27 protein-coding genes and 1 pseudogene are annotated in these 23,160 nt (G+C 70.3%); 19 read left to right on the forward strand and 9 right to left on the reverse strand.

All coding sequences use genetic code 11. From position 1 onward, the window contains the following. Nucleotides 1–209 precede the first annotated feature (209 nt). Nucleotides 210–806 (reverse strand): TetR/AcrR family transcriptional regulator, encoded by a 597-nt coding sequence (locus A4R44_RS27360; RefSeq protein WP_067586750.1) that lies wholly within the window; start codon nucleotides 804–806, stop codon nucleotides 210–212. Between the two features lie 101 nt (nucleotides 807–907). Between A4R44_RS27360 and A4R44_RS27365 the strand changes: the two are divergent. Continuing rightward, nucleotides 908–2,052 (forward strand): annotated as a pseudogene (locus A4R44_RS27365) (MFS transporter). A gap of 1 nt (nucleotide 2,053) precedes the next feature. Here A4R44_RS27365 and A4R44_RS27370 read toward each other — a convergent pair. Genes A4R44_RS27370 through A4R44_RS27380 form a run of 3 tightly spaced genes read right to left on the reverse strand, consistent with a single transcriptional unit; the run spans nucleotide 2,054 to nucleotide 4,604 of the window. Then, nucleotides 2,054–2,509 carry a hypothetical protein gene (locus A4R44_RS27370; RefSeq protein WP_067586753.1) on the reverse strand — a complete coding sequence of 152 codons (456 nt, stop codon included), beginning with the start codon at nucleotides 2,507–2,509 and terminating at the stop codon, nucleotides 2,054–2,056. Beyond that, nucleotides 2,506–3,915, reverse strand: a complete 1,410-nt coding sequence (locus A4R44_RS27375; protein WP_067586756.1) for a HAMP domain-containing sensor histidine kinase — start codon at nucleotides 3,913–3,915, stop codon at nucleotides 2,506–2,508. The genes A4R44_RS27370 and A4R44_RS27375 overlap by 4 nt, the downstream gene beginning before the upstream one ends. Then, nucleotides 3,912–4,604 carry a response regulator transcription factor gene (locus A4R44_RS27380; protein WP_067586759.1) on the reverse strand — a complete coding sequence of 231 codons (693 nt, stop codon included), beginning with the start codon at nucleotides 4,602–4,604 and terminating at the stop codon, nucleotides 3,912–3,914. Before A4R44_RS27380 ends, A4R44_RS27375 begins: the two co-directional genes overlap by 4 nt. 200 nt (nucleotides 4,605–4,804) lie before the next feature. On the opposite strand from A4R44_RS27380, the gene A4R44_RS27385 reads away from it, so the two are divergent. Next, a complete protein-coding gene (locus A4R44_RS27385) occupies nucleotides 4,805–5,356 on the forward strand; it encodes a D-alanyl-D-alanine carboxypeptidase family protein (protein WP_067586762.1) in 552 nt (183 codons plus the stop codon). On the opposite strand, the gene A4R44_RS27390 is transcribed toward A4R44_RS27385, so the two are convergent. Together A4R44_RS27390 and A4R44_RS27395 are read right to left on the reverse strand one after the other, a co-directional pair. Beyond that, nucleotides 5,353–6,561 (reverse strand): RNA polymerase sigma factor, encoded by a 1,209-nt coding sequence (locus A4R44_RS27390; protein ID WP_067587060.1) that lies wholly within the window; start codon nucleotides 6,559–6,561, stop codon nucleotides 5,353–5,355. The two genes, A4R44_RS27385 and A4R44_RS27390, sit on opposite strands and share 4 nt — an antisense overlap. Then, nucleotides 6,558–6,929 carry a YciI family protein gene (locus tag A4R44_RS27395; RefSeq protein ID WP_067587057.1) on the reverse strand — a complete coding sequence of 124 codons (372 nt, stop codon included), beginning with the start codon at nucleotides 6,927–6,929 and terminating at the stop codon, nucleotides 6,558–6,560. Before A4R44_RS27395 ends, A4R44_RS27390 begins: the two co-directional genes overlap by 4 nt. Nucleotides 6,930–7,028: 99 nt before the next feature. On the opposite strand from A4R44_RS27395, the gene A4R44_RS27400 reads away from it, so the two are divergent. Both A4R44_RS27400 and A4R44_RS27405 read left to right on the forward strand, forming a co-directional pair. Next, nucleotides 7,029–7,568, forward strand: coding sequence for a dihydrofolate reductase family protein (locus tag A4R44_RS27400; RefSeq protein ID WP_067586765.1), 540 nt, complete (start codon nucleotides 7,029–7,031; stop codon nucleotides 7,566–7,568). Between the two features lie 18 nt (nucleotides 7,569–7,586). Further along, complete coding sequence (locus A4R44_RS27405; protein ID WP_067586768.1) at nucleotides 7,587–7,955, forward strand: VOC family protein; 369 nt, start codon at nucleotides 7,587–7,589, stop codon at nucleotides 7,953–7,955. A gap of 817 nt (nucleotides 7,956–8,772) precedes the next feature. Here A4R44_RS27405 and A4R44_RS27410 read toward each other — a convergent pair. Then, nucleotides 8,773–9,279, reverse strand: a complete 507-nt coding sequence (locus A4R44_RS27410) for an emopamil-binding family protein (protein WP_093576639.1) — start codon at nucleotides 9,277–9,279, stop codon at nucleotides 8,773–8,775. A gap of 52 nt (nucleotides 9,280–9,331) precedes the next feature. Here A4R44_RS27410 and A4R44_RS27415 point away from each other — a divergent pair, with 52 nt between their 5' ends. From A4R44_RS27415 to A4R44_RS27430, 4 genes are all read left to right on the forward strand, one after another. Beyond that, nucleotides 9,332–10,168, forward strand: a complete 837-nt coding sequence (locus tag A4R44_RS27415) for a DUF1295 domain-containing protein (protein ID WP_067586774.1) — start codon at nucleotides 9,332–9,334, stop codon at nucleotides 10,166–10,168. Nucleotides 10,169–10,287: 119 nt separating this feature from the next. Further along, nucleotides 10,288–10,665 carry a hypothetical protein gene (locus A4R44_RS27420; RefSeq protein ID WP_067586777.1) on the forward strand — a complete coding sequence of 126 codons (378 nt, stop codon included), beginning with the start codon at nucleotides 10,288–10,290 and terminating at the stop codon, nucleotides 10,663–10,665. 1 nt (nucleotide 10,666) lies between these two features. Next, entirely contained in the window at nucleotides 10,667–11,713 is a 1,047-nt protein-coding gene (locus tag A4R44_RS27425; protein ID WP_067586780.1) for a hypothetical protein, read from the forward strand. A 1-nt stretch (nucleotide 11,714) separates the two neighbouring features. After that, a complete protein-coding gene (locus A4R44_RS27430; RefSeq protein WP_067586783.1) occupies nucleotides 11,715–12,269 on the forward strand; it encodes a YbaB/EbfC family nucleoid-associated protein in 555 nt (184 codons plus the stop codon). Between the two features lie 4 nt (nucleotides 12,270–12,273). On the opposite strand, the gene A4R44_RS27435 is transcribed toward A4R44_RS27430, so the two are convergent. Further along, nucleotides 12,274–12,942 carry a TetR/AcrR family transcriptional regulator gene (locus tag A4R44_RS27435; protein WP_067586786.1) on the reverse strand — a complete coding sequence of 223 codons (669 nt, stop codon included), beginning with the start codon at nucleotides 12,940–12,942 and terminating at the stop codon, nucleotides 12,274–12,276. A gap of 140 nt (nucleotides 12,943–13,082) precedes the next feature. Between A4R44_RS27435 and A4R44_RS27440 the strand changes: the two genes are divergently transcribed. The 6 genes from A4R44_RS27440 to A4R44_RS27465 all read left to right on the forward strand — a co-directional run bounded on the left by A4R44_RS27440 (nucleotide 13,083) and on the right by A4R44_RS27465 (nucleotide 18,556). Beyond that, nucleotides 13,083–13,934 (forward strand): 3-hydroxybutyryl-CoA dehydrogenase, encoded by an 852-nt coding sequence (locus A4R44_RS27440; protein ID WP_198545457.1) that lies wholly within the window; start codon nucleotides 13,083–13,085, stop codon nucleotides 13,932–13,934. 20 nt (nucleotides 13,935–13,954) lie between these two features. Then, nucleotides 13,955–15,109: an acyl-CoA dehydrogenase family protein gene (locus A4R44_RS27445; protein WP_067586789.1), complete on the forward strand. Its 1,155-nt coding sequence runs from the start codon at nucleotides 13,955–13,957 to the stop codon at nucleotides 15,107–15,109. A 445-nt stretch (nucleotides 15,110–15,554) separates the two neighbouring features. Further along, complete coding sequence (locus A4R44_RS27450; protein ID WP_095213628.1) at nucleotides 15,555–15,974, forward strand: hypothetical protein; 420 nt, start codon at nucleotides 15,555–15,557, stop codon at nucleotides 15,972–15,974. After that, the gene (locus A4R44_RS27455; RefSeq protein ID WP_232791800.1) at nucleotides 15,971–16,600 is read left to right on the forward strand and encodes a DUF3558 domain-containing protein; all 630 of its coding nucleotides are present in this window, start codon (nucleotides 15,971–15,973) and stop codon (nucleotides 16,598–16,600) included. The genes A4R44_RS27450 and A4R44_RS27455 overlap by 4 nt, the downstream gene beginning before the upstream one ends. Next, nucleotides 16,600–17,790, forward strand: coding sequence for a PPE domain-containing protein (locus A4R44_RS27460; RefSeq protein WP_067586795.1), 1,191 nt, complete (start codon nucleotides 16,600–16,602; stop codon nucleotides 17,788–17,790). The genes A4R44_RS27455 and A4R44_RS27460 overlap by 1 nt, the downstream gene beginning before the upstream one ends. A 25-nt stretch (nucleotides 17,791–17,815) precedes the next feature. Then, nucleotides 17,816–18,556: an ESX secretion-associated protein EspG gene (locus A4R44_RS27465; RefSeq protein WP_067586798.1), complete on the forward strand. Its 741-nt coding sequence runs from the start codon at nucleotides 17,816–17,818 to the stop codon at nucleotides 18,554–18,556. Between the two features lie 14 nt (nucleotides 18,557–18,570). On the opposite strand, the gene A4R44_RS27470 is transcribed toward A4R44_RS27465, so the two are convergent. Beyond that, nucleotides 18,571–18,978 (reverse strand): helix-turn-helix domain-containing protein, encoded by a 408-nt coding sequence (locus tag A4R44_RS27470; RefSeq protein ID WP_067586801.1) that lies wholly within the window; start codon nucleotides 18,976–18,978, stop codon nucleotides 18,571–18,573. Nucleotides 18,979–19,065: 87 nt separating this feature from the next. Here A4R44_RS27470 and A4R44_RS27475 point away from each other — a divergent pair, with 87 nt between their 5' ends. The 5 genes from A4R44_RS27475 to A4R44_RS50785 all read left to right on the forward strand — a co-directional run. Continuing rightward, entirely contained in the window at nucleotides 19,066–19,911 is an 846-nt protein-coding gene (locus A4R44_RS27475) for an NAD(P)H-binding protein (protein WP_067586804.1), read from the forward strand. 144 nt (nucleotides 19,912–20,055) lie between these two features. Further along, nucleotides 20,056–20,412, forward strand: coding sequence for a helix-turn-helix transcriptional regulator (locus A4R44_RS27480; protein ID WP_067586807.1), 357 nt, complete (start codon nucleotides 20,056–20,058; stop codon nucleotides 20,410–20,412). A 33-nt stretch (nucleotides 20,413–20,445) separates the two neighbouring features. Then, on the forward strand, nucleotides 20,446–20,925 hold the full coding sequence (locus A4R44_RS27485; protein WP_198545458.1) for an NADH-quinone oxidoreductase subunit B family protein: 480 nt from the start codon (nucleotides 20,446–20,448) through the stop codon (nucleotides 20,923–20,925). Beyond that, nucleotides 20,922–22,922 (forward strand): proton-conducting transporter membrane subunit, encoded by a 2,001-nt coding sequence (locus A4R44_RS27490; protein WP_067586810.1) that lies wholly within the window; start codon nucleotides 20,922–20,924, stop codon nucleotides 22,920–22,922. The genes A4R44_RS27485 and A4R44_RS27490 overlap by 4 nt, the downstream gene beginning before the upstream one ends. Continuing rightward, nucleotides 22,919–23,160, forward strand: a 242-nt coding sequence (locus A4R44_RS50785; protein WP_232791809.1) for an NADH-quinone oxidoreductase subunit H, incomplete at its 3' end; no start/stop codon positions are given. The genes A4R44_RS27490 and A4R44_RS50785, both read left to right, overlap by 4 nt.

Consider the following 23,160-nt stretch of genomic DNA (forward strand, 5'->3'; position numbering starts at 1 on the left):
GGAGGGGCTGGGTGCCTCGATGGGTGGGTGGGTGCGCTGGCCGCGGTTTGGTAGTGGCTGCCTGGGTGGGTGCGCGGGCTGCGGTTGGGGTGCGCGTGGCTGGTGGCGGGTCGTGAGGGGAACCTGAGGGAATCAGAGTCAATGAGGGTTCCCCTCACGGACGGGAGGGCGGAAATCCGCCATCTGGGGGGCGGATTTCCGGATTCGGCTTAGTTCGGGAACAGGGGGACGGTCAGGAGAGTTTGCAGAGAGAGACGGAGGGAACCGACTGCATCTACGTGCGTGGGGGTGGTGAGCCACTGGACCTGGAGGCCGTCCATCAGTGCGACGAAGGTGAGTGCCGCCAAGTCCGGGTCTACGCCGGGGCGCAGCTCGCCTGTTTCGGCGAGCGCGTGGAACGACTGGGCGATGCTGTCGCGGGCCTCTCGGTAATGGCGGGCGAAGTAGGCGTGCGCGGGGTGGGCCTCCGACACTGCTTCGGCGGCGAGGCGCGAGTACACCTCGACGATGCCCCGGTGGCGGACGTTGTGCTCGGCCAGTGCGATGAAGCGGCGGAGGACTTCCAAACCGGGCGGGGCGGACAGTTGTTCTCGGACGGCGTCCTCGGCGTCGCGGCGTTCCAAGACCGCCGCGAGCAGTGCTTCCTTCGTCGGGAAGTGGTACAGCAAGCCGGCGTGGGTGATGCCTGCTCGTTTGGCTATTTCCCGCAGCGACGCACCGTGGTAGCCGGCCTCGCCATACACCGCGGCGGCCGCCGAAACGATGTCGTCGCGGCGGATTCTGCCCTTCAGGTAGCCCTCGCTCACGGGGCGGCGATCGGTTCGGCTTCCACCCGCCCATCATGCCCCAGCCCAGCCCGCACCCGTGTTCCCGACTGGACCCGACCCCCGAAGAGGAGCCGAGCCCGATGACCGAGCTTTCCCCGCCCCCGGTGCTGCCCCGCGCGGCGCGCGTCGCCACCTGGATCGTGTTCGCCCTGTGCGGGTTCGCGGTCGGCATGTGGGTGGTGCACATCCCGGTGATCGAACGCGCGACCGGCGTCTCGCACACCGCGCTCGGGGCGCTGCTGCTCGTGCTCGGCGGATCGGCGTTGATCGGGATGCAGGTCACCGGGCCGCTCGCGGACCGGTTCGGGCATCCGCGGGTGGTGTCCGTCGCGGGGGTGCTCGTCGGGGTCGCGGTGGTGCTGCCCGGGTTCGCGGCCAACTGGTGGACGCTCGGGCTCGCGCTCGCGGCGTTCGGCTTCTTCAACGGGTCGCTGGACGTCGCGATGAACGCGCAGGCGGTGGTCGTCGAACGCGCTTATCCGCGGCCGATCATGGCCGCCTTCCACGCGATGTGGTCGATCGGCGGTGCGATCGCGGCGGCCGTCGGCGCGGCGGTGCTGGGTGCGGGGGTGCCGACGGCCGTGTCGCTCGGCGGTACCGGAGTGCTGTGCATCGTGGTTTCGCTGGTGGTCCGCCGGTATCTGCTCGACTCGTCGGAGGAGACCGCCGAAGAAACCACCGAGGAAGCCAAACCGGCCCGCACCCCGATGCGCGTGGTGTGGCTGCTCGGTCTGCTGGCTTTCGCGCTGATGCTGTCCGAGGGCGTCGCGAACGACTGGGCCGCGCTGTATCTCCGAGACGGGCTGGGGACGTCCGAAAGCACCGCCGCCCTGGCCTACGGTTCGTTCGCGGTCGCGATGACGGTCGGCCGGTTCGCGACCGACCGAGTCGCCGCGCTGGCCGGTCCGGTCGCGGTGGTCCGTTACGGCAGCGGTCTCGCGGCGCTGGGGCTGGCGATCGCGTCGCTGGCGCCGTGGGTGCCGTTGTCGTTGTGCGGCTGGGCGTTGTTCGGGCTCGGGCTGTCCGGGGGCGTCCCGCAGTTGTTCACCGCGGCGGGCAACCTGGACAAACGCGCGTCGGGGGCGTTGATGGCGCGGGTGGTCGNGGTCCGGCGATCATCGGCGGGCTGGCGCACTGGGTGCCGTTGAACGTCGCGTTCCTGCTGCCGCTGGCATTGTGCGTGGTGGCGGTGGTGTTCGCGTCCGCGATGAAGCCCCGCGGCTGAGTCAGCGGGTACAGGCACGGGGCGGCAGCTTCTGGCCGCCGCCGGAAAGGGTGATCGTCCCGGACACCCCGCCGCCTGCCGCGAGCACGGTGCAGATGATCTGCGCGACCGCGTTCGGCGACAGTTCCCGGACGTTCACGCCGATCTCCGCGTCCGAGACCCCGATGGCGATCGGTTCGAACGACGGCGGAAGCTCCGTCGTGTAACCGCCGGCCCGTTCGTCCTCGTCCGGCCCTCGCTCCAGCGCGCGGACCCGGTCCGCGGCCACGTCGCCGACACCGGTGCGCACCACCGGCACGACGTTCCCGTTCAGCACGAAATACACCGTCGCCGGGTGCCCGATGTTCCCGTTCGGCGGCCCGCTGGGCGCGTTCTCGCCGGGGATCACCCCGCTGGGCCGCACCCCGCACCCGCTCGCCAGCACCAAGACCGCGACCAGCGCCAGCACCCGCTTCATCGCCGCACCTCCCGAGGCAGCCACAACGTGAACACCGCACCGCCTTCCGGCCGGTTCCCGGCGACCAGTTCCCCGTGGTGCAATCGCGCGTTTTCCCAGGCGATCGCGAGCCCGAGCCCGCTCCCTTCCGACCGGCTGCGAGCGGTGTCCGCCTTGTAGAACCGGGAAAACACGTGCGGAAGCACCGCCTCGTCGAGACCAGGGCCGGAGTCCTCGACGGCGAGCGTGATCCCCGCCTGATCGCCCCGCAACCGGACAGTCACCGGTTCCGCGCCGTGCCGCAGGGCGTTCCCTACGAGATTGGCCACGATCACGTCCAGCCGGCGCGGATCGACCCGCGCCCGGATTCCTTCCGGCAGATCGGTTTCCACCGCGAAACCCCGCACTCGCAGCGTCGCCCGGATCGCCTCGGCCACGTCGATGTCATCCACTTCGAGCGACGCGGTGCCGGAGTCGAACCGGGTGACCTCGATGAGATCGTTCACCAGCCGCGTGAGGTTGTGCGTCTCCTGGCTGACCAGCCGCACCGCCTCGCCCGCCGCGTCCGGCAGCCGCTTCGCTTCGGCATCGAGCATGTCGGTGACCGCGGTCATCGCGGCGAGCGGCGTGCGCAGTTCGTGTGACACGTCGGCGACGAACCGCCGTGCGTCGGCTTCCATCCGGCGCAGTTCGCCGACGTGGCGTTGCAGCGACTCGGCGGTCGAGTTGAACGTCTCGGCGACGCTGGCCAGTTCGTCACTGCCGCGGACGGCGATCCGGGCGTCGAGGTCGCCCGCGCCGAGCCTGCGGGCCGCGCGCTGCAGTTCGCCGACCGGCCGCAACACGCTGCCGGCGGCCAGCACGGCGAGGATCAAAGCCACCACCAGCGCGGCCCCGCCGGCGAGCCACGCGTCCCTGGCGAGCCGGTTCACCGCGTCGATTTCCGCGTCGAGATTGCGCAGCTCGTAGACCTCGATGCCGGACGGGATCGTCGGGTTCCGCCGGTCGCCGGTCGAGATCAGCAACGGCGCGCCCAGCACCAGCTGCGTCACGCCGCCGACGTCCACGCGCTGCCACGCGACCCGGCCGGACTTCATGACCTCCCGCAGTTCCGGCGTGATCACCGAGGCGGGCATGTCGCCCGCGCTGTGCCCACCGCTCGTCACCAGCGCGGAGTTCTTCCGGCCGTTGAGCCGTTCGGCGGCCGACTGCAGCGCGCTCGTGTCCACCGGCTGCCGGGGGAGCGGGTACAGCTGCTTGAGCTGGGTCGTCATCTCGACGGCGGCGTTGTCCTGGGTGCGCTGCAGGATCCCGTCCCGGGCCCGCACATAGCCGATCCCGGCGACGGCCAGCGCGGTGAACACGCTCAGCAGCGCGAACGCCACCAGCAGCCGGGTGCGCAGCCCGCGCAGCCGCCAGCCGGTCACAGCGGCCCGAAGCGATAGCCGAAACCGCGCAGGGTCTGGACGTACACCGGTTTCGCGGGATCGTCCTCGATCTTCGAGCGCAGCCGCTGCACACACGCGTCGACCAGCCGCGAATCGCCGAGATAGCCCTGATCCCACACGGATTCGAGCAACTGCTGACGGCTGAGCACGCGGCCGGGGGAGGAGGACAGTTCCAGCAGCAGCCGCAGTTCGGTCGGCGCGAGCCCGATCACCGCGCCGTGCTTGCTGACCACGAGACCCTCGCGGTCGATCGTCAGGTCGCCGTGCCGTTCCGGGCCCGGCTTCGTGTCCGGGCCGCGCGGTTCGCCGCCGGTCCGGCGCAGCACCGCGCGAATGCGCGCCTCCAGCACCCGGGCCTGCGCGGGCTTCACGACGTAGTCGTCGGCTCCGGCTTCGAGCCCGGCCACCACGTCGATGTCGTCGTTGCGCGCGGTGAGCATGATGATCGGCAGGTCGCCGGCCGCGCGGATGCGGCGGCAGACCTCGAAGCCGTCCATCCCGGGCAGCATGAGGTCGAGGACCACGACGTCGGCGGGGTCGCCGGCGAGCCGGGCGAGGCCTTCCTCGCCGGTCTCCACCGCGTCGACCGTGTGGCCCTGGTAGGTCAGGGCCAGCCGCAGGCCGTCGCGCACGGCCTGGTCGTCTTCGATCAGCAGCACCCTCGGCATGTCTCCCACTATCGCAGTCCGCCCGTCCGGCCGCCCGGACAGTCCACAGCGGACGGCCGGGGCCCCAGCCTGCCCGGCCCGGATCGCCGCCCGGTGCGTGCCGGGTCATCGTTCGGTAACAGCGCCGCCGCGGCGAACTGTTACAGAGCTGTCAAACTCCGAGCGCAGGGCGCGCACACTGGGGCCCGAAAGTGGACCCCATGATCGAGTCGCTTCGCCGGACCCGGGTCCTCGCGGCCGTCACCCGCCTCCTGGCGGTGGCGCTGCTCCCGGCGGCGTTCCTGCGTTCGCCCGGCCGCGGCCGTCACCTCGCCTGCCAGTGGGCGCTCGCGATGCGATACCCGGCCGAGGACCTCGCTGGCCTCAGCGAACCGGCCCGCGCGGCGTTCACCGCGGCGCGCACCGAGGCGTTCTGGCAGGATCGCCAGCTCATCGGCCTCACCTCCGGCCACCGCGACGCCGCCCACCAGCATCGGCTGTTCGCCGACGAGGTGCACCGCACCGGCTCCGTCGCCGCGGCCCGGCGCCGGGTGCTGCCGCCGCACGAATCGGCACACGTCCGCGGCACGGCGCTCGACGTGCGCCCGAGCGAGGGCGCGGCGTGGCTGGAGCGGCACGGGGCGGAGTACCGGCTGTATCGCCGTTACGACAACGAATGGTGGCACTTCGAGTACCACGCGGACACCGTGCCGATGCGGTTGCCGGACCCGGACGCGCTGCGCCCGCCTCCGCTGGCCCGAGTGGCCGGCTAGGGCGATTTCCCGGGCGCGGCACGGGATTCCAGGTATTTCCGCTCCGGCACGCTGAGGGTTTTCTGTGCCGCTGAACGGTAATAGGCCCGGGCTTGCCCGGGCTCGCCCGCCAGGTCGAGCAGGTGCGCGCGCACGACGTCGACGCGATGGTGCTCGGCCGTCCCGGCGATCTCGTCCAGCTGCCGCAACCCCTCGCGGGCGCCGTGCACCATCGCGACCGGGACGATCCGGTTCAGCGCCGCGACCGGACTCGGCGCGAGGGCGAGCAGCAGGTCGTAGAGGGCGAGGATCTGCGGCCAGTCGGTGTCCTCGGCCCGGGCCGCCTCGTCGTGCACGGCGGCGATCGCGGCCTGGAGCTGATACGGCCCGAGCTGGGCGGTGACCAGGGTTTTCCCGATCAGGTCGAGCCCTTCGGCGATCGCGGCGGAGTCCCAGCGGGAGCGGTCCTGTTCGGCCAGCGGCACGGCGGTGCCGTCCGGCCGGGTGCGCGCGGGCCGCCGGGCGTCGCTGAGCAGCATGAGCGCCAGCAGCCCGGCGGCCTCGCCGTCGTCGGGAACCCGCGCGTGCAGTTGCCGGGTCAGCCGGATCGCCTCGGCGGTCAGCTCGACCCGGTTGACCGCGGTCCCGGAGCTGGCGGTGTGCCCCTCGGTGAAGATCAGGTACAGCACCTGCAGCACCGCGGCCATCCGCTCGGCCCGTTCGCCCGGCGGCGGCATCCGGAACCGGGCCCCGCTGAGCCGTTTCTTCGCCCGGCTGATCCGCTGGCTCACGGTTTTCTCCGGAACCAGCAGCGCCCGGCCGATCTCCGCGGCGGTGAGGCCGCCGACCGCGCGCAGCGTCAACGCGAGCTGCGACGGCCTGCCGAGTGCGGGGTGACAGCACAGCATCAGCAGGGTCAGCGTGTCGTCCTCAGCCGGGGCCGGTTCCGGTCGCGGCACCGCCAGCCCGGCGGCCGTGTGCTCGCGCTGCCGCCGGGCGGAATCGCTGCGCTCGATGTCGATGCGCCGGCGCGCGGCCGCGGTGATCAGCCAGCTCCTGGGATTGTCCGGCAGGCCCTGCTCCGGCCATTTCACCGCGGCGGACAGCAGCGCTTCCTGCACCGCGTCCTCGCAAAGGGCGAAGTCGCCGAACCGGCGGCAGACGGCGGTGAGCACCTGCGGCGCGAGATCGCGCAGGAGCTGCTCGAAGCCGGGCGGGGGAGTCAGAGATCCAGCTCTTTCACGGTGCGCAGCGGCCGGACCTCGATCTTGCCGTACACCGCGTCCGGGACCCGCGCGGCGTGCTCCAGCGCCCGGTCCATGCTCTCGCATTCGACCAGGTAGAAGCCGACCAGATGCTCCTTGACCTCGGCGAACGGCCCGTCGCTCGGCACCGCCCTGCCGTGGCGCACGGTGACGCACTTGGCCTCGGCGGGATCGGCCAGCCCGTCGCTGAGCACCAGTTCGCCGGACTCTTCGAGCGCCCGGTCGAGCGTGAGGTGACTCCGGCCGAACTCGGCCTTCTGCTCGTCCGAGAACTCCTCCCACAGCGCCCGGAACCGCGGGTTGCTGTGGATCATGATCAGGTACCGCACGACGGCTCCCTCCGAAAACTTTTTCGCCGCCGGTGTCGCCTCGCGGATTCCGGCTCCGACGTCCCCCGTGCACATGCCAGCTGAAGAAGGAGCATAGCCGTGCGGAAGATCGTGGCCGGACTGTCGGTATCGCTGGACGGCGTGACCGAGTCGCCGCCCGGGTGGATGATGCTGAACCACGAGGCGGACGAGGTGATCCGCGCCAGCATCGCCGAATCGGACGCCGTGCTGCTCGGCGGGAACACCTACGCGGACTTCGCCCGGAGGTGGCCGGGGCAGGGCGACTCGTCGCCGATGGCCGCGTTCCTGAACAACACCCCGAAGTACGTCGTTTCGAGCACGCTCACCGAAGTGCGCTGGAGCGGTTCGACGCTGCTCGGCACCGATGTGGCGGCTGAGCTGAACGCGCTGAAGCGCAAGCCGGGCAAGAACATCCACATTCCCGGCAGCCCGCGGCTGGTGCGGTCGCTGCTGCCGGCGGGTTTGCTCGACGAGCTGAACCTGCTGATCCACCCGATCGTGCTCGGCTCGGGCGCGCGGCTGTTCTCGGAGGTCTCTTCCCGGGCCGACCTCGAACTCATCGCTTCCCGGACGTTCGGCAACGGCGTCCTCTCGGTGACTTACCGCCCGAAGCACTGACAATTCTCCGGAGGAAAAATGGTCGACACCAGTAAGGCATTCAGCGGTTTCTCCGTGGACGACATCCCGGCCGCGCGGAGGTTCTACGCCGAGACGCTCGGCATCGAGGTCACCGAAAACTGGGGGATGCTGCGGCTGCGTCTCGCCGAAGGACGCGAAGTGCTCGTCTACCCGAAGGGCGACAAGCACGTTCCGGCCGAGTACACCATGCTCAACTTCCCGGTGGACGACATCGACCAGGCGGTCGCGGACCTCGGCGCTGCCGGGGTTTCCTTCGAACCGTTCGACGGCGTCGACGAACAAGGCATTTTCCGGCTCGGCGGGCCACTGATCGCGTGGTTCCGCGATCCAGCCGGGAATATTCTTTCGGTGCTTCAGGAAAGCTGATTCCAGGACCGCGAAACCGAAGGTGCCGCAGTGCGCGCCCGGATGGGAAGCTGGAGGCAGGACGACAGTTTCGGGTCCGGCCGGCCTGAACTGACGGCGAGCGTTCGCGCCGGCGGCGGTGATCGTGGTCGCTTCGGCAATGGGCTTCGTCCGGGCTTTCGAGATGCCCGGAGCGGACTCGACGGGTTCACCGGGTTCGACGGCCCGGCCGGCGGCTGCCCGGCATGGCGATCGCGGCGGTCGCCGCCGCGCTGACGATCGGCATCAGCAAGACGTCGACGTTGGGTTTCGTCATCCCGGCCTGCGTGCGGAATACGGCATCGACGCCTCGACCGCGTCGCCGCCGGCGGTGAGCGGGCTGTCCGGCACCGCGCTGGGCGCGTTGCTGTGCAGCCGGCCGGCCTGTTATCCGCTCGCCATGCTCGGGTTCGCCGCCACCGGCATGGTGCGGCATCATGCCGGTGGCGGTGAGCTGGCTCCGATGCTGAGCACAGTGCTCAGCGACCGGGAACGGCGGCGACCGGCCTGTCGATCCTCGCGACCGCGACCGGCTGCCTGGTCGCGCGTCCGGTTCGGCGTGGTGGCTGGAGCGGGTCCTCGGCTGGCGGGTGCTGTGGCTCGTCGGCGCACCGACCGGGCCGCTGCTGGCCGCCGCGGCAGCCGTCGTCCCGGATCAGCGAAGCACCCCGCGCGCCGGCGGGCCTCTCGCTGAGCACTGCGAACGCCTTGCCGACCGGGTCGGCGGTGGCGATGGAGCTGTGCGCGGGACTGCTGGCGCCCGCCTGCCGCCGGGCCGGTCCACCTCTGTCCACAGTGGTCAGAATCGCCGGGCGAACGGCAGCGGACGGCGCATCCGCACCAGCAGCAGCAACGGAATCAGCACGTAGGGGAGGTTGAACGCGAGGAACTTGCCCGGGTTGCCGGTGCGCGTCGCCGGGTCGCCGAAGAACTCGACGCCGAACACGACGATCCCGGTGAGCGTGCCGATCATCGTCGCGTAGACCACCGCGAACAGCTGGATCCCGTTGCGGCCCGCGACCAGGCACCAGACGAGCACGACGTAGAACGGGAGGTAGCCGAACGCCGACAGCCCGGTGACGATCCGCATCCAGTCCGGCGGGTGCATGAACAGCGGGTCGGCGTCGTGGGCGTACCAGTAGTTGGAGTCGACGAAGAAGTTGCCGGTCGGGCGCGAGAAGTCGACGCCGATCGTCGGCAGCAGGTCGCTGATCAGCGACGTCACCGTGAACGCCGAGAAGATCACCGCGAAGAAAATGTCGATCTTGCGCTCGCGCAGGGGCAGGTTCGCCGTCGTGGTGCCCATCGGGGAGAGTGTAGGGCGTCGCTCCGGCGATTTCGGCAGTACAGTCGCGGTCATGAACGCGTTCCAGGTGTGCCTCTGGGTGTTCGCGGGCGGGTGCGCCGGCTGCTGGCTGTTGTCGGTGCTCACCAGGGAGTACTCCTGGGTGGACCGGATCTGGTCGGTCGTCCCGGTGGTCTACGCCGGGATCTTCGCCGGTCACGCGGGGTTCGCGGACGCGCGCCTGAACCTGCTGTTCGCGCTCGTGTTCCTGTGGGGCGCGCGGCTGACGTTCAACTACGGCCGCAAGGGCGGCTACGCCCCCGGCGGCGAGGACTACCGCTGGGCGGTGCTGCGCGGCCGGATGGCTCCGTGGCAGTTCCAGCTGTTCAACCTCTTCTTCATCACGCTCTACCAGAACGTGATCCTGCTGCTCATCACGCTTCCCGCGTGGACCGCGCTGGACCACCGGACTCCGCTGGGCGCCGCCGACCTCGTGCTGGCTGTCGTGTTCGTGGCCTGCCTGGCCGGCGAGACGATCGCGGACCAGCAGCAGTGGAACTTCCACCAGTGGAAGAAGTGCGAGACGGCCGCCGGGCGCACCCCCGGCCCGCGGTTCGCGCAGACCGGGCTCTTCCGGTTTTCCCGCCACCCCAACTTCTTCTTCGAGCAGGCGCAGTGGTGGCTGGTGTTCCTGATCGGCGTCTCCGCGGCGGGCGCGGTCACCTGGACGATCGCCGGCGCGGTCCTGCTCACGGCACTGTTCATCGGTTCGACGATCTTCACCGAGAGCATCACCCTCGGCCGCTATCCCGAGTACGCGGACTACCAGCGGCGCGTTTCGCCGATCGTGCCGTGGTTCCCGCGCCGGGCCGACCGGCGCGGGAGCGCCGTCGGGTCCGCGTCGGACTGAGCACTGGCGGTATGTGACCGCCCTCACGGCAATGCCGTGAACCTCCCCGGTGTCCGATGAGTCGGAAGGGATACCGTTCGCCCGGTAGGGTCACGGTTCACACGACTGGGGGTAGTTTCATGATCGGTTTCGAAACCGACCTCGACGACCTGCGCAAGGCGAGCGGGTTCGTCGCGGTCGCCGGGGACGCGGCGGAGACCGCGCGCGGCGGCGTGCGCGGGCTGGACCTGCCCGACGCGGTCGGCCCGGCCGCCATCATCGGTTCGATCGACCTGTTCGGCGGCGGCCCGACCACCGCGTTCGGCGGATCGCTCGGCATGCCCAAGATCGCGGCGGCGTACGAGAACCACCGCGCGAAGGTGGAGGAAGCGCTCGCGAAGCTGGCCTACACGACGCATCAGGCGAGCGAAGCGCTCAAGCGCGTGGCCGAGCTGTACGAGGCGTCGGACGCCGAGGCGCAGTCCGCGGTGCGGCGCGCGGACGGGGAGGTGCGCTGACGTGAGCGAGCAGGAAGACTACTTCGGGCTCAGCGGCGGCGCGGACGGCCGTCCGCGCGCGGAACTGCTCGAAGGCATCAGCGAGGACCTGCACAAGGGCGCCAACGACGCGCTCGACGGGCTGGAATTCCTGCGCTACGCGGAGTTCTTCAAATTCTCCGCGATGAAAGAACTGTACGAGGCGTACCAGGACAAGGTCACCGAGGTCTTCCGGGAGTTCTCCGAGGCCGACCTCAAGGACACCGGCGGCGGCCTGCAGTCGATGATCAACTCGTACGAGCCGGTGTGGAAGAACCTCAGCCGCGGGTCGATCACCGAACTGCGCCGGGCGAAGGAACTGCTGGGCTCCTGGCGCGGCAACGCGGCCGAGGACGTCAAGACCTACCTCGACCGGCTGTCGGAGGCCTACGAGGCGCTCGCCGCCGAGATCACGGTCGTGGAGAGCGACATCGTCGCCGCCCGCGACGGCGTGTGGGCCGCGCGGGACGACCTCGGCTCGCTCGCGCTGACGTTCCGGGAAACGGCGGAGAAGTACCAGAAGGAGAAGGCCGAGGAGGGCGAAATCTCCTGGTCCAAGGTCGCGGCGGTGGCTTTCACCGGCGCGCTGGTCGGGATGCTCGCCGTGGTCGCCACCCCGGCGGGAGCCGCGGCCGCGGCCGGCGGCCTGTCGATGAGCGCGGTCGGAGCGCAGGCCGCGGTCGCGGGTGCGGGAGCCGGGCTCACCGAGGTGACGGCGCAGGCCTCGGCGAAGGTGGAAGGCGACAACGCGGACGACATCTTCGAGAGCTTCCTCGGCGGGGTGGACAAGATCCGTTCGCACATGCGGGAGTCGGCGGGCCGGCTCGCGGACAAGATCCACGAGAAGTCGGTCAACCTGCCTCCGGTGCCGAACCCGCCCGACGTGAGCCCCGGCGATTCGTTCGACCCGGCCAACTTCGAGACCTCGAACACCCCGAAGGGCACCGAAAAGCGGGTCCGGGACCGGAACGTCGACATCGCGCCGGACGGTTCGGTGTCGCGGCCGTTGTCGCCGTCCGCCATGGACTGACGTGCCCAGTCCGGAAGAACTGATCCAGGCGCTGTCCGCGTTGTCGGTCGAGGCGTCCTCGCCCGGCAACGCGGTCACCGCCACGGTCAACACCGACGGTGTCCTTACTGGACTGAAACTCTCCGGCACAGCACGGAATCTGCCGCCGGACGAGCTGGCCGCGCTGGTGCTGCGCACATACGCCGAAGCGCAGCGGGAATCGGCGAACCGCACGGCGGCGCTGCTGGCTCCGCTCGGCACCCGCGGATACGTGATGGACCGCCTGAAGTGGCGGGCCGGGTTCGAGCCCGACGTCCCCCCGGCAGCTCCGGCTCCTCGACGACTCGCTCCGCCCGCTGAGAGGAGGCCGTCTGCGGCACCTGTCGAGCCGAAACCCGCTGCCGCGCCCGAGAAGCCCGCAGCGTCTCGGCAACCGGCGGCCGGATCCGCTGTGCAAGGCGAGGGCGACTACCTCCGCAACCGCACCTCCGACCCCGAGCTTCCGGCGGAACCGGAGCGCCCGGTGAGCGACGAGGATTGGTACGAGGCCGGTGTGCGGTTCGACGAGGCTTGGTAGCTGTTCAGCCGAGGGTGCCTTCGTCGCCGAGCAGTTTGCGCAGGCCGGGGAGCAGGGCGGAAAGGTCTTTGCCGGTCCGGAAAGCGACGACTGTGGTCTCTGTCTCGCCGGTGTTGCCGAACAGTGCGACCGTGTCCGCCATTGCGGCGTCGAAGGCGGCCTCCGGGTCCGTCGCCTGCCCGCGCAGCCACCGCCGAAGCACGTGGTTGTGCGCCGTCACCACCGCCGCCGCCATGAGTTCGGCGCGCAACGCGGTCTCTTCGCCGCCGCCCATCCAGCGGTGGACGAATTCCTGGAACAGTCGTTGATACTGCCGCGTGCCCGCGATCTCCCGCGCTCGTAGTGCTGGCACGCTGCGGGTGAGCCGGTAGCGCGCCAGCGCGAGGTCGCCTTCCGCGACGTAATGCCGCAGCACCAGCCGCGCTGCTTCGGTGACCGCGACGAGCGCGGTGCGCGGGTCGGAGCCGGCCAGCCGGGCCTCGATCGCGCTCAGCAGCACCTCGTGGTCGGGGAAGATCACGTCCTCTTTGGACCGGAACGCGCGGAAGAACGTGCTGCGCCCGACGCCCGCGCGGTCGGTGATGTCGTCCACCGTCGTCTGGTCGTAGCCGCGTTCCTCGAACAGCGCGAACGCGGCCTCGGTCAGCCGTTGCTTGGCCGGTTTCTCGGGCATCGGGCCGCCTTTCGCACGCACGCTGCGGCCAGCCTAATCGGACGCGGCGCCCCGGGAGCAGGGTGAGGTGGGCCACCCCGCTCTCGCCTACTCGCCGGTACTGAGTACCGTAATCATGAAACCAAGTACCGGAGGGATGGGTGAGGCACGTGGAGCTCGTCGGCGTGGTCGGCTGCGGCCAGATGGGGGCGGGGATCGCCGAGGTGTGCGCCCGGGCCGGGCTGGACGTCGTGGCGGTCGAATCGAGCCGGGCGGCCGCCGAAGCGGGCCGGGCGCGGCTGGAGGCGTCGCTGGGGCGGGCCGAGCGCAAGGGGAAGATCGCGTCCGCGGCCGAGGTGCTGGAGCGGATCCGGATCACCGAGGACCTCGACGAGCTGGCCGACCGCACGCTCGTCGTCGAAGCGATCGTCGAGAACGAGGCGGTCAAGGCGGAGCTGTTCACGAAGCTGGACAAGATCGTCGCCGCGCCGGACGCGGTGCTCGCCTCCAACACCTCGTCGATCCCGATCATGAAGCTCGGCACCGCGACCGGGCGCCCGGCACAGGTGCTCGGCATCCACTTCTTCAACCCGGTCCCCGTGCTGCCGCTGGTCGAACTGGTGCCGAGCCTGCTCACCGGCGAGGAGACCACCGGCCGCGCGCGGAAGTTCGCCGAGGAGACCCTCGGCAAGCACGCCATCCTGTGCCAGGATCGCGCCGGATTCGTGGTGAACGCGCTGCTGATCCCGTTCATCCTCGCCGCCGTCCGCATGCTGGAGTCCGGCTTCGCGACGAAGGAAGCCATCGACGAGGGCCTCGTGCGCGGCGCCGCGCACCCGCAGGGCCCGCTCGCGCTGGCCGACCTGATCGGCCTGGACACCACGAAGGCGGTCGCGGAATCGCTGTACGAGGAGTTCAAGGAGCCGCTGTACGCGCCGCCGCCGCTGCTGGCCCGCATGGTCGACGCCGGCCTGCTTGGCCGCAAGACCGGCCGCGGCTTCTACACCTACTGAGTTCCGGCGAGGAGAGCCCGATGAGCTTCGACCTGTTCAAAATCAACGAAGACCACGAAGCGATCCGCGAGGCCGTGCGCGCGGTCGCCGAAGAGCAGATCGCCCCGCACGCCGCGGAGGCCGACGAGCGCGAAGAATTCCCCAAGGCGTCCTACGACGCATTGGTCGCGTCGGACTTCCACGCCCCGCACGTACCGGAGCAGTACGGCGGTGCCGGTGCCGACGCACTGGCCACCTGTATCGTGATCGAGGAAGTGGCGCGCGTGTGCGCTTCGTCCTCGCTCGTCCCCGCGGTGAACAAACTCGGCAGCCTGCCGCTGATCCTGGCCGCGAACGAGGACGTCAAGGCGAAGTACCTGCCCCCGCTGGCTTCGGGCGAGGCAGGATTCTCGTATGGACTGTCCGAACGCGACGCGGGCTCGGACACCGCCTCGATGCGGTGCCGCGCCACCCCTTCCGGCGACGACTGGATCCTGAATGGACAGAAGTCGTGGATCACCAACGCAGGCCTCTCCGAGTACTACACGGTTCTGGCGGTAACCGACCCCGACGGTCGCCGCGGCGCCAACGTGAGTGCTTTCGTGGTCGAGAAGTCCGACCCGGGATTCTCCTTCGGCGCCAAGGAAAAGAAACTGGGCATCAAGGGCTCGCCGACGCGTGAACTGCTGTTCGACCAGGTTCGCGTCCCGGGCGACCGCATGGTCGGCGAGCCGGGTCAGGGCCTGAAGATCGCCCTGAAGACGCTCGACCACACCCGCGTGACGATCGCCGCGCAGGCCGTCGGCATCGCGCAGGGCGCGCTGGACCACGCACTCGGGTATGTCAAGGAGCGCAAGCAGTTCGGCAAGCACATCGCGGACTTCCAGGGCATCCAGTTCATGCTGGCGGACATGGCGATGGCAGTCGAGACGGCGCGCCAGATGGTGTACACCGCGGCCGCGAAGTCCGAACGAGGCGATGACGACCTGTCGTTCTTCGGAGCGGCGGCCAAATGCCACGCGTCGGATGTGGCGATGAGCGTGACGACGGACGCGGTGCAGTTGCTCGGCGGGTACGGGTACACGCGTGACTTCCCACTGGAGCGCATGATGCGGGACGCGAAGATCACCCAGATCTACGAGGGCACGAACCAGATCCAGCGGCTGGTGATGGCTCGGCAGCTGCTGAAGGGCTGAGGTTTCCGCCGGTGGTGGCGCTTCTCGCGCTACCACCGACGCGTGGTAGTGGCGGAGCCGGTACGCGCCTCCCTTGCGGGGGTCGCGTACCGGCTCCGCTTTGCTTTTACGGCCTCGCCCGAACTGCGGCGACACGGCGAACCCCGTCGAAAATATCGGTGTGTTTTTCGAATCTCGTATACGCCTTTCGTGGTCGCGCACGTAAAAGTCAGCGCCGGGCTCGGTCTGTTACAGGCTGCGCGGCGCTGTCTGGAAGGTGACTCCTGGGTAAGTGCGAGCGTGAAGCAGCATTGGATTTCCGCTGGTGGGAGATGATCTTTGCGGAGATCGTGCGGAATTGTCAGCGGGCTCGCCCAGGCGTGGCTAGAGTGGCAAGCCGGGCGCGGCGCGGCCCGAACTGGGCCGGTTGCGGGCCCAGGCCGATCGACGCGGGGAGGGCGTACGAGTGACCGGTGACCAGCAGGAATTTTCCGCGGGGCGGCAGCCGCCGCGGACGGGCGGCGCCTATGGCGGCCGGCCGGCTGAGTCTTTCGTGAACCCGCTCGCACACGGGCCGCGTTATTCGTATGACAAGAAGACCTTGACTGATATTTCGAAAGAATTCGAGGATCTTGCCAACGAATTTCGCGAAGATCAGCAGTACGCTCAAAACATCGCTCGGGCCAAGGCTCCTGGGCTGGACTATGCGAGCGAGAACAACGCGGAGACGATCCGCGATTCCGGGAAGGCGCTCCTGGTGTCGCTGGTCCAGCAGGAACAGTATTGCCGTGACCAAGCCAAGAAGTATCGCGCCGCCCTGGGCGAGTACACGGTCGCTGAGGACACGCACTCAACGGAGGTCAGGAAGGCAGGGGGAAGCCTGTGAAGCGCGGCCTGCCCCTCCTCGCCTGCGCCGCGTTGATCGGGCTCTCGGGGTGTTCCGGTTCGGCTGACGGGCATGCCGGAGCGACGGCAACGCCCAGCTCGCCCGCCTCGGCGGCACCGGCCAGCCAAGGGGCTGCCCAGGTTCCCGGCCCCGGCGTGCCGAAGGTCGAGACGCCGATCGACACGGCGCGCTTCAGGGCCGCACCTTGCGGCAGCCTGACCCCGGCTCAGGCCGAGAACCTCGTCGGCGCCGGGATCGTTCCTCGACCGGACCTGAACGCACCCGCCGGGCCTTCGTGCGCCTGGCACAGTCAAGCGCACGTCATCGTGACGTTCTCGAACGTCGACAACCTCGGCTTGACGAGTTACTACCGTGCGAAAGGCACCGTGTATCCGTTCTTCATGCCGCTGGACCCGATCGGCGGGTATCCGATCGTCGCCTACGGTCAGATAGACCTGCGGGCGTCGAAGGCGCAATGCGAAGTGGCGCTGGGAACGAGCGACCGGGACACCGTCGCCGTCTCCGTTACCCAGTCCCCGCAAAACCGTGGAGCCAACGGCGACGCGTGCGAGTCGGCGCACCAGGTCGCCGGATTGGTGCTGAGCAACCTGAAGGGCGGTCGGTGATGGTCGCGGAGCGATGCCTGACCGCGGCCGAAATCTACGAGCAGGTCACCGGTGGCCCCGGAGCCGAATCCCTGGGCGCTGCTCACTCCGTCGCCGACAAACTGAGCCAGCGGCTGGCGGACCGGGCCGCCCGGGTGCTGGCGTTGCGCGACAAGGTGAGTTCCGGCTGGCAGGGTTCGTCCGGAGAGGAGGCCGCGAACGCCTGCGGGCCGCTGGCAATGGCAGCCGCGGACGACAGCGCGCATCTGTCGATCGCGCGGGGCTCCGTCAACGATCAGATGTCGGCTTTCCAAACCGCTAAGAACAGTGTGAAGCGGGTGCCGGCACAGCAACCGGAAATGACCGGCGGCGATCTGATCAACGTCCTGCACGGCAACGGCGACACCTACTCGGCGCGGTTGTCGCAGTGGCACGCGGACGCCCAGCACAACGTGCAGGTTTTCGGCGGCTACAGCTCGACGAGCGGTACGAACAGCTCGCGTGTGCCGACCCGGTATTCGCAGCTGGCCGACACTGGCGCGGAGATCAGCCTGGCGGGCGATGACGGTTCGCGGAAGCATCCGGTGGCAGGGCCCGGCCCGGGCGGAAGTCCGGACGGCAGACCGCCTGGCGGTCGCGGCTCCGGGCGGCCCGGGCCGGTCGAGCGCGGTCCGGAGGCCGCTCCCCATCCTGCTCCGAGCCCGAGCCCGAGCCCGAGCCCTGGGCCGCCGCGCCGTCCTGGCGAGTGGCCGCCGATCAACCCTCCCGGCGGCCGGCTCCGGCCCAGGAGAGATGACGAGGACACGCGGACGGAGTCGCATCCCGGCCCGAACCCGCCGGTGTCGGGGCCTCCTGGGTTCCGGCCGATACCGGGCGGGCCGCCGGGAACGACTCCGATCGATCCGCCCGGACGCCCGGACGGCGGGTTCGGCCCGCTGGGTTATTCGCCGGGCAACGGGACCGGCGGACGCGGCGGTGCTGGCGCGGGTGTTCCGGGCGAATCGGAGCCGGTGCGCGGCGGCGCGGCGGGAACGGCGGGGAAGAGCGGCGGATTAGCAGGCGGTGCCGTGGGCGGCAAAGGAGCCAAGGGCGAGGAGGACAAGGAGAGAAAAGCCGCATCCTATCTTCAGGAGGAGGATCCGGACGGTTTGTTCGGCGGCAGCGAGGTGAAGCCGGTGCCGCCGGTGATCGGCGAACGTCCGCAGCTGTAGCGCACTGTTGAGGGGAGAAACGACGGTGGTGCTGTCGCGCACGACCGAGGTCGCGCTGAGCGCGCTTCTGGGTGCGTTCCGGGAGACTGGCCTGGAAGACCCGCACGCGGTGTTCGGCGCCGGGACCGTCCACGTGCCGCCGTCGCTCGCGGACCAAACGGACGAGGAAGCCCGCGGCGAACTGAGCCGGTTGGGGCTGCTCCGCCGCGGGCGCGTCTCCGACGAACTCGAGGACGCTTGCCACGTCCTGGCGCGAGCCGACTCGGAGTACGTCGCCCGCGTCGACAACCGGGGCAATCAGTACAGCGCGCTGGTGGCGCAGCGCGGCCATGCCGTGGTTACGGCGGTGTGCGCGGGGCAGCGAGTATGGCTGAAAGCTGAGGAGAAAAGGCGATCCCCGGCTGCTGTCCTTGTGGCTAACCTGCCGACGCGACGTTCGGCGAGTTTGCCGACGTTCTCGTTGCCGCAGCACGAATTTCACGGCGAGGACAGCGACTTCCCCGCCGACCGAAGCCGCGCTGCCCGCACTGCCGACGCAATGCTGCGGCAGCCGGCTTCCGGGTTCGGCGAGATCACCGTCGGCGTCGGAACCGGTCGGCGCCAGCGGCCGGCCGACGGTGTGCTGACCTATCGGGACCTAGCCGAAGGCCGGGTGGCATTCGAAGTTTCCGGACCGGCGAGCAACCGCTACATCACCGTCATGCCTGGCGACAATTACCTTCTAGCCCGGAAAGTGGCAGCGCTCCGCGAGAGCATCGACGGATGATTGCGCGTGCCCGCTCAGGACGCTGGCTTGTGCTGCCGATCATGCCGCCGCTGCGCCTTGACCACGTCCACCGCCCGCACTCGAACCCAATCCAGCAGGCCCTCCAACGGTGTCGCCAGTTCCTGCCCGAGTTCCGTGAGCGAGTACGTCACCTTGGGCGGCGTCGCGGGCTCCACCTCGCGATGGATCAAGCCGTCCCGCGTGAGCGTGCGCAGGTTCTGCGACAGCATCTTCTCGCTGATTCCGCCGATCGTGTCCCGCAGTTCGGAGAAGCGCGCCGGGCGATCGCGCAAGGAGAGCAGGATCAGCGTGCCCCAGCGGCTGCACACGTGGTCTAGCACCGTCCGGCCGGGGCAGTTGCTGTTGAACGCGTCACCCGGGTCCGGGGCGGTGCGGCGTCCTGCCTCGGTGCCTACTCCCATGTCCGGAGCTTACCCCGCGGTGCGTACTTACCGAAAGTTAGCCCAGAACCTACGGTGAGCTTCACTGCGACACAAGGAGGTGCTCCCGTGACTGTTTTGGTGATCGGTGCTACCGGCAACGTCGGCCGTCAGGTGGCTGTCCAGCTGGCCGGGCATGGTCTTTCGGTCCGCGCGTTGGCTCGGCGGCCGGAGAAGGCCGATGTGCCCGGCGGCGTTGACGTCGTTCCCGGGGATCTGTCTGATGCGGACAGCTTGCGTGCGGCCTTGCGCGGGGTGGATTCGGTCTTCTTGATGTGGCCGTTGATTTCCGGAGAACCGGCTGAGGCGATCGCGGACGCTGTCGCCGCCGGCGCTCGCCGGCTGGTTCTTCTTTCCTCGGCTGCGGCGCGCCGTGACTCGGACGACGCGATCAGCCGGGTCCATCGCGCGGTGGAGAAGGCGATCGAGCGCACCAGTCTGGAGTGGACGTTCCTCCAACCGCACGGCTTCGCGGCCAACACCCTTGGCTGGGCGTCGCAAATTCGCGGGGACGGTGTCGTTCGCGGGGCTTACGGTTCGGTGTACTCCACGCTCATCCACGAAGCCGACCTGGCGGCAGTCGCGGTCGCTGCGCTGACCTCCGAAGGACACGCCGGGGCCAAATACGACCTCACCGGCCCCGCTGCGCTCACGCAGGTCGAGCAGGTCCGGGTGATCGGGGAGGTGATCGGCCGGGAGACCCGGTGGGAGGAGGTGCCGCGGGACGTCGCGCGCGAACGCCTCCTTGAGCGGATCCCGGCGGAGTACGCGGACGCCATGCTCGACGCGTACGCCCGCTTGGCCGGCGGCGAACCTGACCGGCCGACGACGACGGTCGAGGACGTCACCGGGGTTCCGGCGCGGACTTTCGCGCAGTGGGTGGCCGATCACGCGGCCGAGTTCAAGGGGCGTTGACGGCTGCCGAGGCGTTGACGCGGTGCGCGGGGGAGACCCAGAGGAGCCACCCCTCCGCATCAAGGGTTCAGCAATTGCTAATATTCGCAATTGCTGAACCCTTCCGCCTCGGCCGCGGGCGGGTCCGGACCGAAGGAGGCGCCCGTGAGCAGACCGCTCTACCAGCTGAAAGCCGAGTTCTTCAAAACGCTCGGCCATCCGGCCCGGATCCGGGTGCTGGAGCTGCTGTCGCAGCGCGAGCACGCCGTCGCGGAGATGCTGCCCGAGGTCGGGATCGAACCGGCGAACCTGTCGCAGCAGCTGGCGGTCCTGCGCCGGATGGGGCTGGTCACCACGCGCAAGGAAGGGTCGAGCGTCTACTACTCGCTGATCAGCCCGCAGGTCGCGGAGCTGATGGCGGTGGCGCGCGAGATCCTGACCGGGGTGCTGTCCGGGCAGGTCGAACTGCTCGACGACCTGCGCACGGCGCAGGCGGGCAGCGCGCCTTCCGCGGAGCGCTGACGTGCGCGGGACCCGGCGCGCGGGGGGTGCGCGGTGCTGAAGCTGTGGCGGGCGATCCGCCGGACCGGGCGGGTCGCCGAACCCGCCCCGTCGCGGCCGGAGCCGTTGCCGCGGGCGCGTGAGCTCGGCGGTTCGGTCCAGTTGCGGCACGTCGACGCGGGATCGTGCAACGGCTGCGAGATCGAAATCGGTTCGGCGTTCGGAGCGGTCTACGACGCCGAGCGGTACGGCGCGCGGCTGGTCGCCTCGCCGCGGCACGCGGACGGGCTGCTGGTCACCGGACCGGTCACCCGCAACATGGCGGAGCCCTTGAAACGCACGTACGAGGCCGTGCCCGAGCCGCGGACGGTCGTGGCGATCGGCGACTGCGCGCGGAACTGCGGCGTGTTCGCCGGCGCCTACGGTGTGACCGGCCCGGTGCGCGACGTCGTGCCGGTCGACCTCGAAGTGCCTGGCTGCCCGCCGCGGCCCGAGGCGATCGTCGAGGCGGTGCGAAAGCTGACGGGCCGGTGAACCTCGCGGCGGCAGGGCTCGGGACGGCGGTGGCGAGCGGAGCGGCGGCAGCGCTGATGAGCCTCGCGACGCCCGCCAGGGCCCGGACCCGGGTGTCCGGAATCGGCACGATGCTCGCGGGCGCGGCCGGGGTCGCGGCCGGCGGGGCGGCTCTCGCCGGGCAGACCGCGCACGCCAGTTTCCCGTGGCTGCTGCCGTTGTCCGGGTTCTCGCTCGAACTGGACCGGATGGGCGGCTTGTTCACCGCCGTCACCGGTGCGGTGGCGATCGCGGCGGGGCTGTACGGCATCGGCTACGCGCGAAACGGGCTGCGCGCTCGCACGGTGCAGGCGGTGCAGCCGCTGTTCGTGGTGGCGATGCTGCTCGTGCCGGCGGCGGGCTCGGTCGGCACCTTCCTCGTGTGCTGGGAGCTGATGGCGGTCTCGTCGCTGGTGCTGCTGCTGGCCGAGCACCGGCTGCGGCCCGCGGTCGCGTCGGCGGGCCGGTGGTACGCGGTCATGACGCACCTCGGGTTCGTGACTGTCCTCATCGGACTGCTCTGGTTCGCCGCGCTCGCGGGCGGCGACAGTTTCGCGTTACTGCGCAACGCTTCTCCGCCACCGGCCGCGGCGAGTGCGATCTTCCTGCTCGTACTGGCCGGATTCGGTTCTAAGGCCGGGATCGTGCCGCTGCACGCCTGGCTGCCGCGCGCGCATCCGGAGGCGCCGAGCCACGTGTCCGCGCTGATGTCGGCGGCGATGGTCAACCTCGGCGCGTACGGCGTGCTCCGCGTCGGGTTCGACCTCCTCGGCGGTGGTTCCCGCTGGTGGTGGGTCGTCGTGCTCGTGCTGGGGGCGGGCTCCGCGGTGTACGGCATCCTCCAGGCGGCGATGGCGTCGGATCTCAAGCGGCTGCTGGGGTATTCGACCACCGAGAACCTCGGGCTGGTCTTCGCCGGGATCGGGGCGGCCGGGCTGCTCGCGGCCTCCGGCTCCCGGGCCGCGGCCGGGCTGGCGCTGGCCGCCGCGTTGCTGCACACGGCGGGACACGCCGCGTTCAAGACGCTGTTGTTCCTCGCCGCCGGGTCGGTGGTCCACGCGACCGGCACCGGCGACCTCGACGCGCTCGGCGGCCTGCGCACCCGGATGCCGTGGACCACCGGCCTGTTCGGGCTCGGCGCGCTGGCCGCCTCGGCGTTGCCGCCCGGCACGGCCTTCGTGTCGGAATGGCTGCTGCTGCAGGCTTTGGTGCACGGTCTCCCGGCGTCCGGTGTGGTCGCCGCGGTCGCGATACCGCTCACGATGGCCGCTGTCGCGCTCACCGCGGGCCTTGCGGTGGCGACATTCGTCAAGGCGTTCGGCATCGGCTTCCTCGCGAAACCGCGCGGCGCCGACGCGGCACGAGCGCACGAAAGCCCGACGACGATGCTCGCCGGCATGGGCCTCGCGGCGGTGGCTTGCGTGGTGCCGGCGCTGGTTCCCACGCTGGTGCTGCCCGCGGTCGGCGCGGCTGCGGGCTTCGGCGACCCGGCTGAGCGCGATCTGCTCACCGTGCGGCTGAACGGTGTCTCGGGCATGGTTTCCCCGTTGCTGATCACCGGCGGCCTGCTCGGCGGCGCGCTGCTGGTGGTCGCGGCGGTGCGGCTGCTCGCGTCGGGCCGGGCGCGCCGGGAAGCGCGGCTCTGGGACTGCGGCGGCGGTCCCGCGACGGCTAGGGCGGAGTACACCGCGACATCGTTCGCCGAACCGCTGCAACGGGTTTTCGACAATGTGGTGCGCCCGGAGACCGATGTGGACGTCGGTCACTACGACGAAGCGCGCTACCTCGTGCGCCAGGTCGCCTACCGCCGGGAGGTGCCGGACCGGATCGAACGGATCCTGTACCGGCCGGTCCTCGCCGCGGCCGCGACGTGGGGCCGCGCCGGGCGGCGGCTGGCCACCGGCAGCGTCCACCGGTACCTCGGCTACGGCTTCTCCGCGGTGGTTCTCGCGCTGATCCTGCTGGCGGTGACGCGATGACCGGGTTCGCCGCCGCCGGGGCGGTCGTGCAGACGGTGCTCGTGGTCGCCGGGGCTCCGATCCTGACCGGCCTGATGCGGCAGGTCCGGGCCCGGCTGGAAGGACGCGCAGGCCCCGGAGTGCGCCAGCCGTGGCGTGATCTCCGGAAACTGCTGCGGCGCAAGGAATCCCTCACGCCGCGGGGTACCGGCCAGGTCTTCCGGGCCGCGCCGGTCCTGCTGATGGCGACGACGCTGCT

The sequence above is a fragment of the Amycolatopsis sp. M39 genome (assembly GCF_001651785.1).
Taxonomy (GTDB): Bacteria; Actinomycetota; Actinomycetes; order Mycobacteriales; family Pseudonocardiaceae; genus Amycolatopsis; species Amycolatopsis rubida.

Excerpts from the sequence above, each read along its gene's own strand:
- A4R44_RS27420 (WP_067586777.1), top strand. The coding sequence starts at position 10,288 with ATGATCGGTTTCGAAACCGACCTCGACGACCTGCGCAAGGCGAGCGGG.
- A4R44_RS27460 (WP_067586795.1), top strand. The coding sequence starts at position 16,600 with ATGGTCGCGGAGCGATGCCTGACCGCGGCCGAAATCTACGAGCAGGTC.
- A4R44_RS27410 (WP_093576639.1), bottom strand. The coding sequence starts at position 9,279 with ATGGGCACCACGACGGCGAACCTGCCCCTGCGCGAGCGCAAGATCGAC.
- A4R44_RS27385 (WP_067586762.1), top strand. The coding sequence starts at position 4,805 with ATGATCGAGTCGCTTCGCCGGACCCGGGTCCTCGCGGCCGTCACCCGC.
- A4R44_RS27405 (WP_067586768.1), top strand. The coding sequence starts at position 7,587 with ATGGTCGACACCAGTAAGGCATTCAGCGGTTTCTCCGTGGACGACATC.
- A4R44_RS27470 (WP_067586801.1), bottom strand. The coding sequence starts at position 18,978 with ATGGGAGTAGGCACCGAGGCAGGACGCCGCACCGCCCCGGACCCGGGT.
- A4R44_RS27370 (WP_067586753.1), bottom strand. The coding sequence starts at position 2,509 with ATGAAGCGGGTGCTGGCGCTGGTCGCGGTCTTGGTGCTGGCGAGCGGG.
- A4R44_RS27435 (WP_067586786.1), bottom strand. The coding sequence starts at position 12,942 with ATGCCCGAGAAACCGGCCAAGCAACGGCTGACCGAGGCCGCGTTCGCG.
- A4R44_RS27380 (WP_067586759.1), bottom strand. The coding sequence starts at position 4,604 with ATGCCGAGGGTGCTGCTGATCGAAGACGACCAGGCCGTGCGCGACGGC.
- A4R44_RS27415 (WP_067586774.1), top strand. The coding sequence starts at position 9,332 with ATGAACGCGTTCCAGGTGTGCCTCTGGGTGTTCGCGGGCGGGTGCGCC.
- A4R44_RS27445 (WP_067586789.1), top strand. The coding sequence starts at position 13,955 with ATGAGCTTCGACCTGTTCAAAATCAACGAAGACCACGAAGCGATCCGC.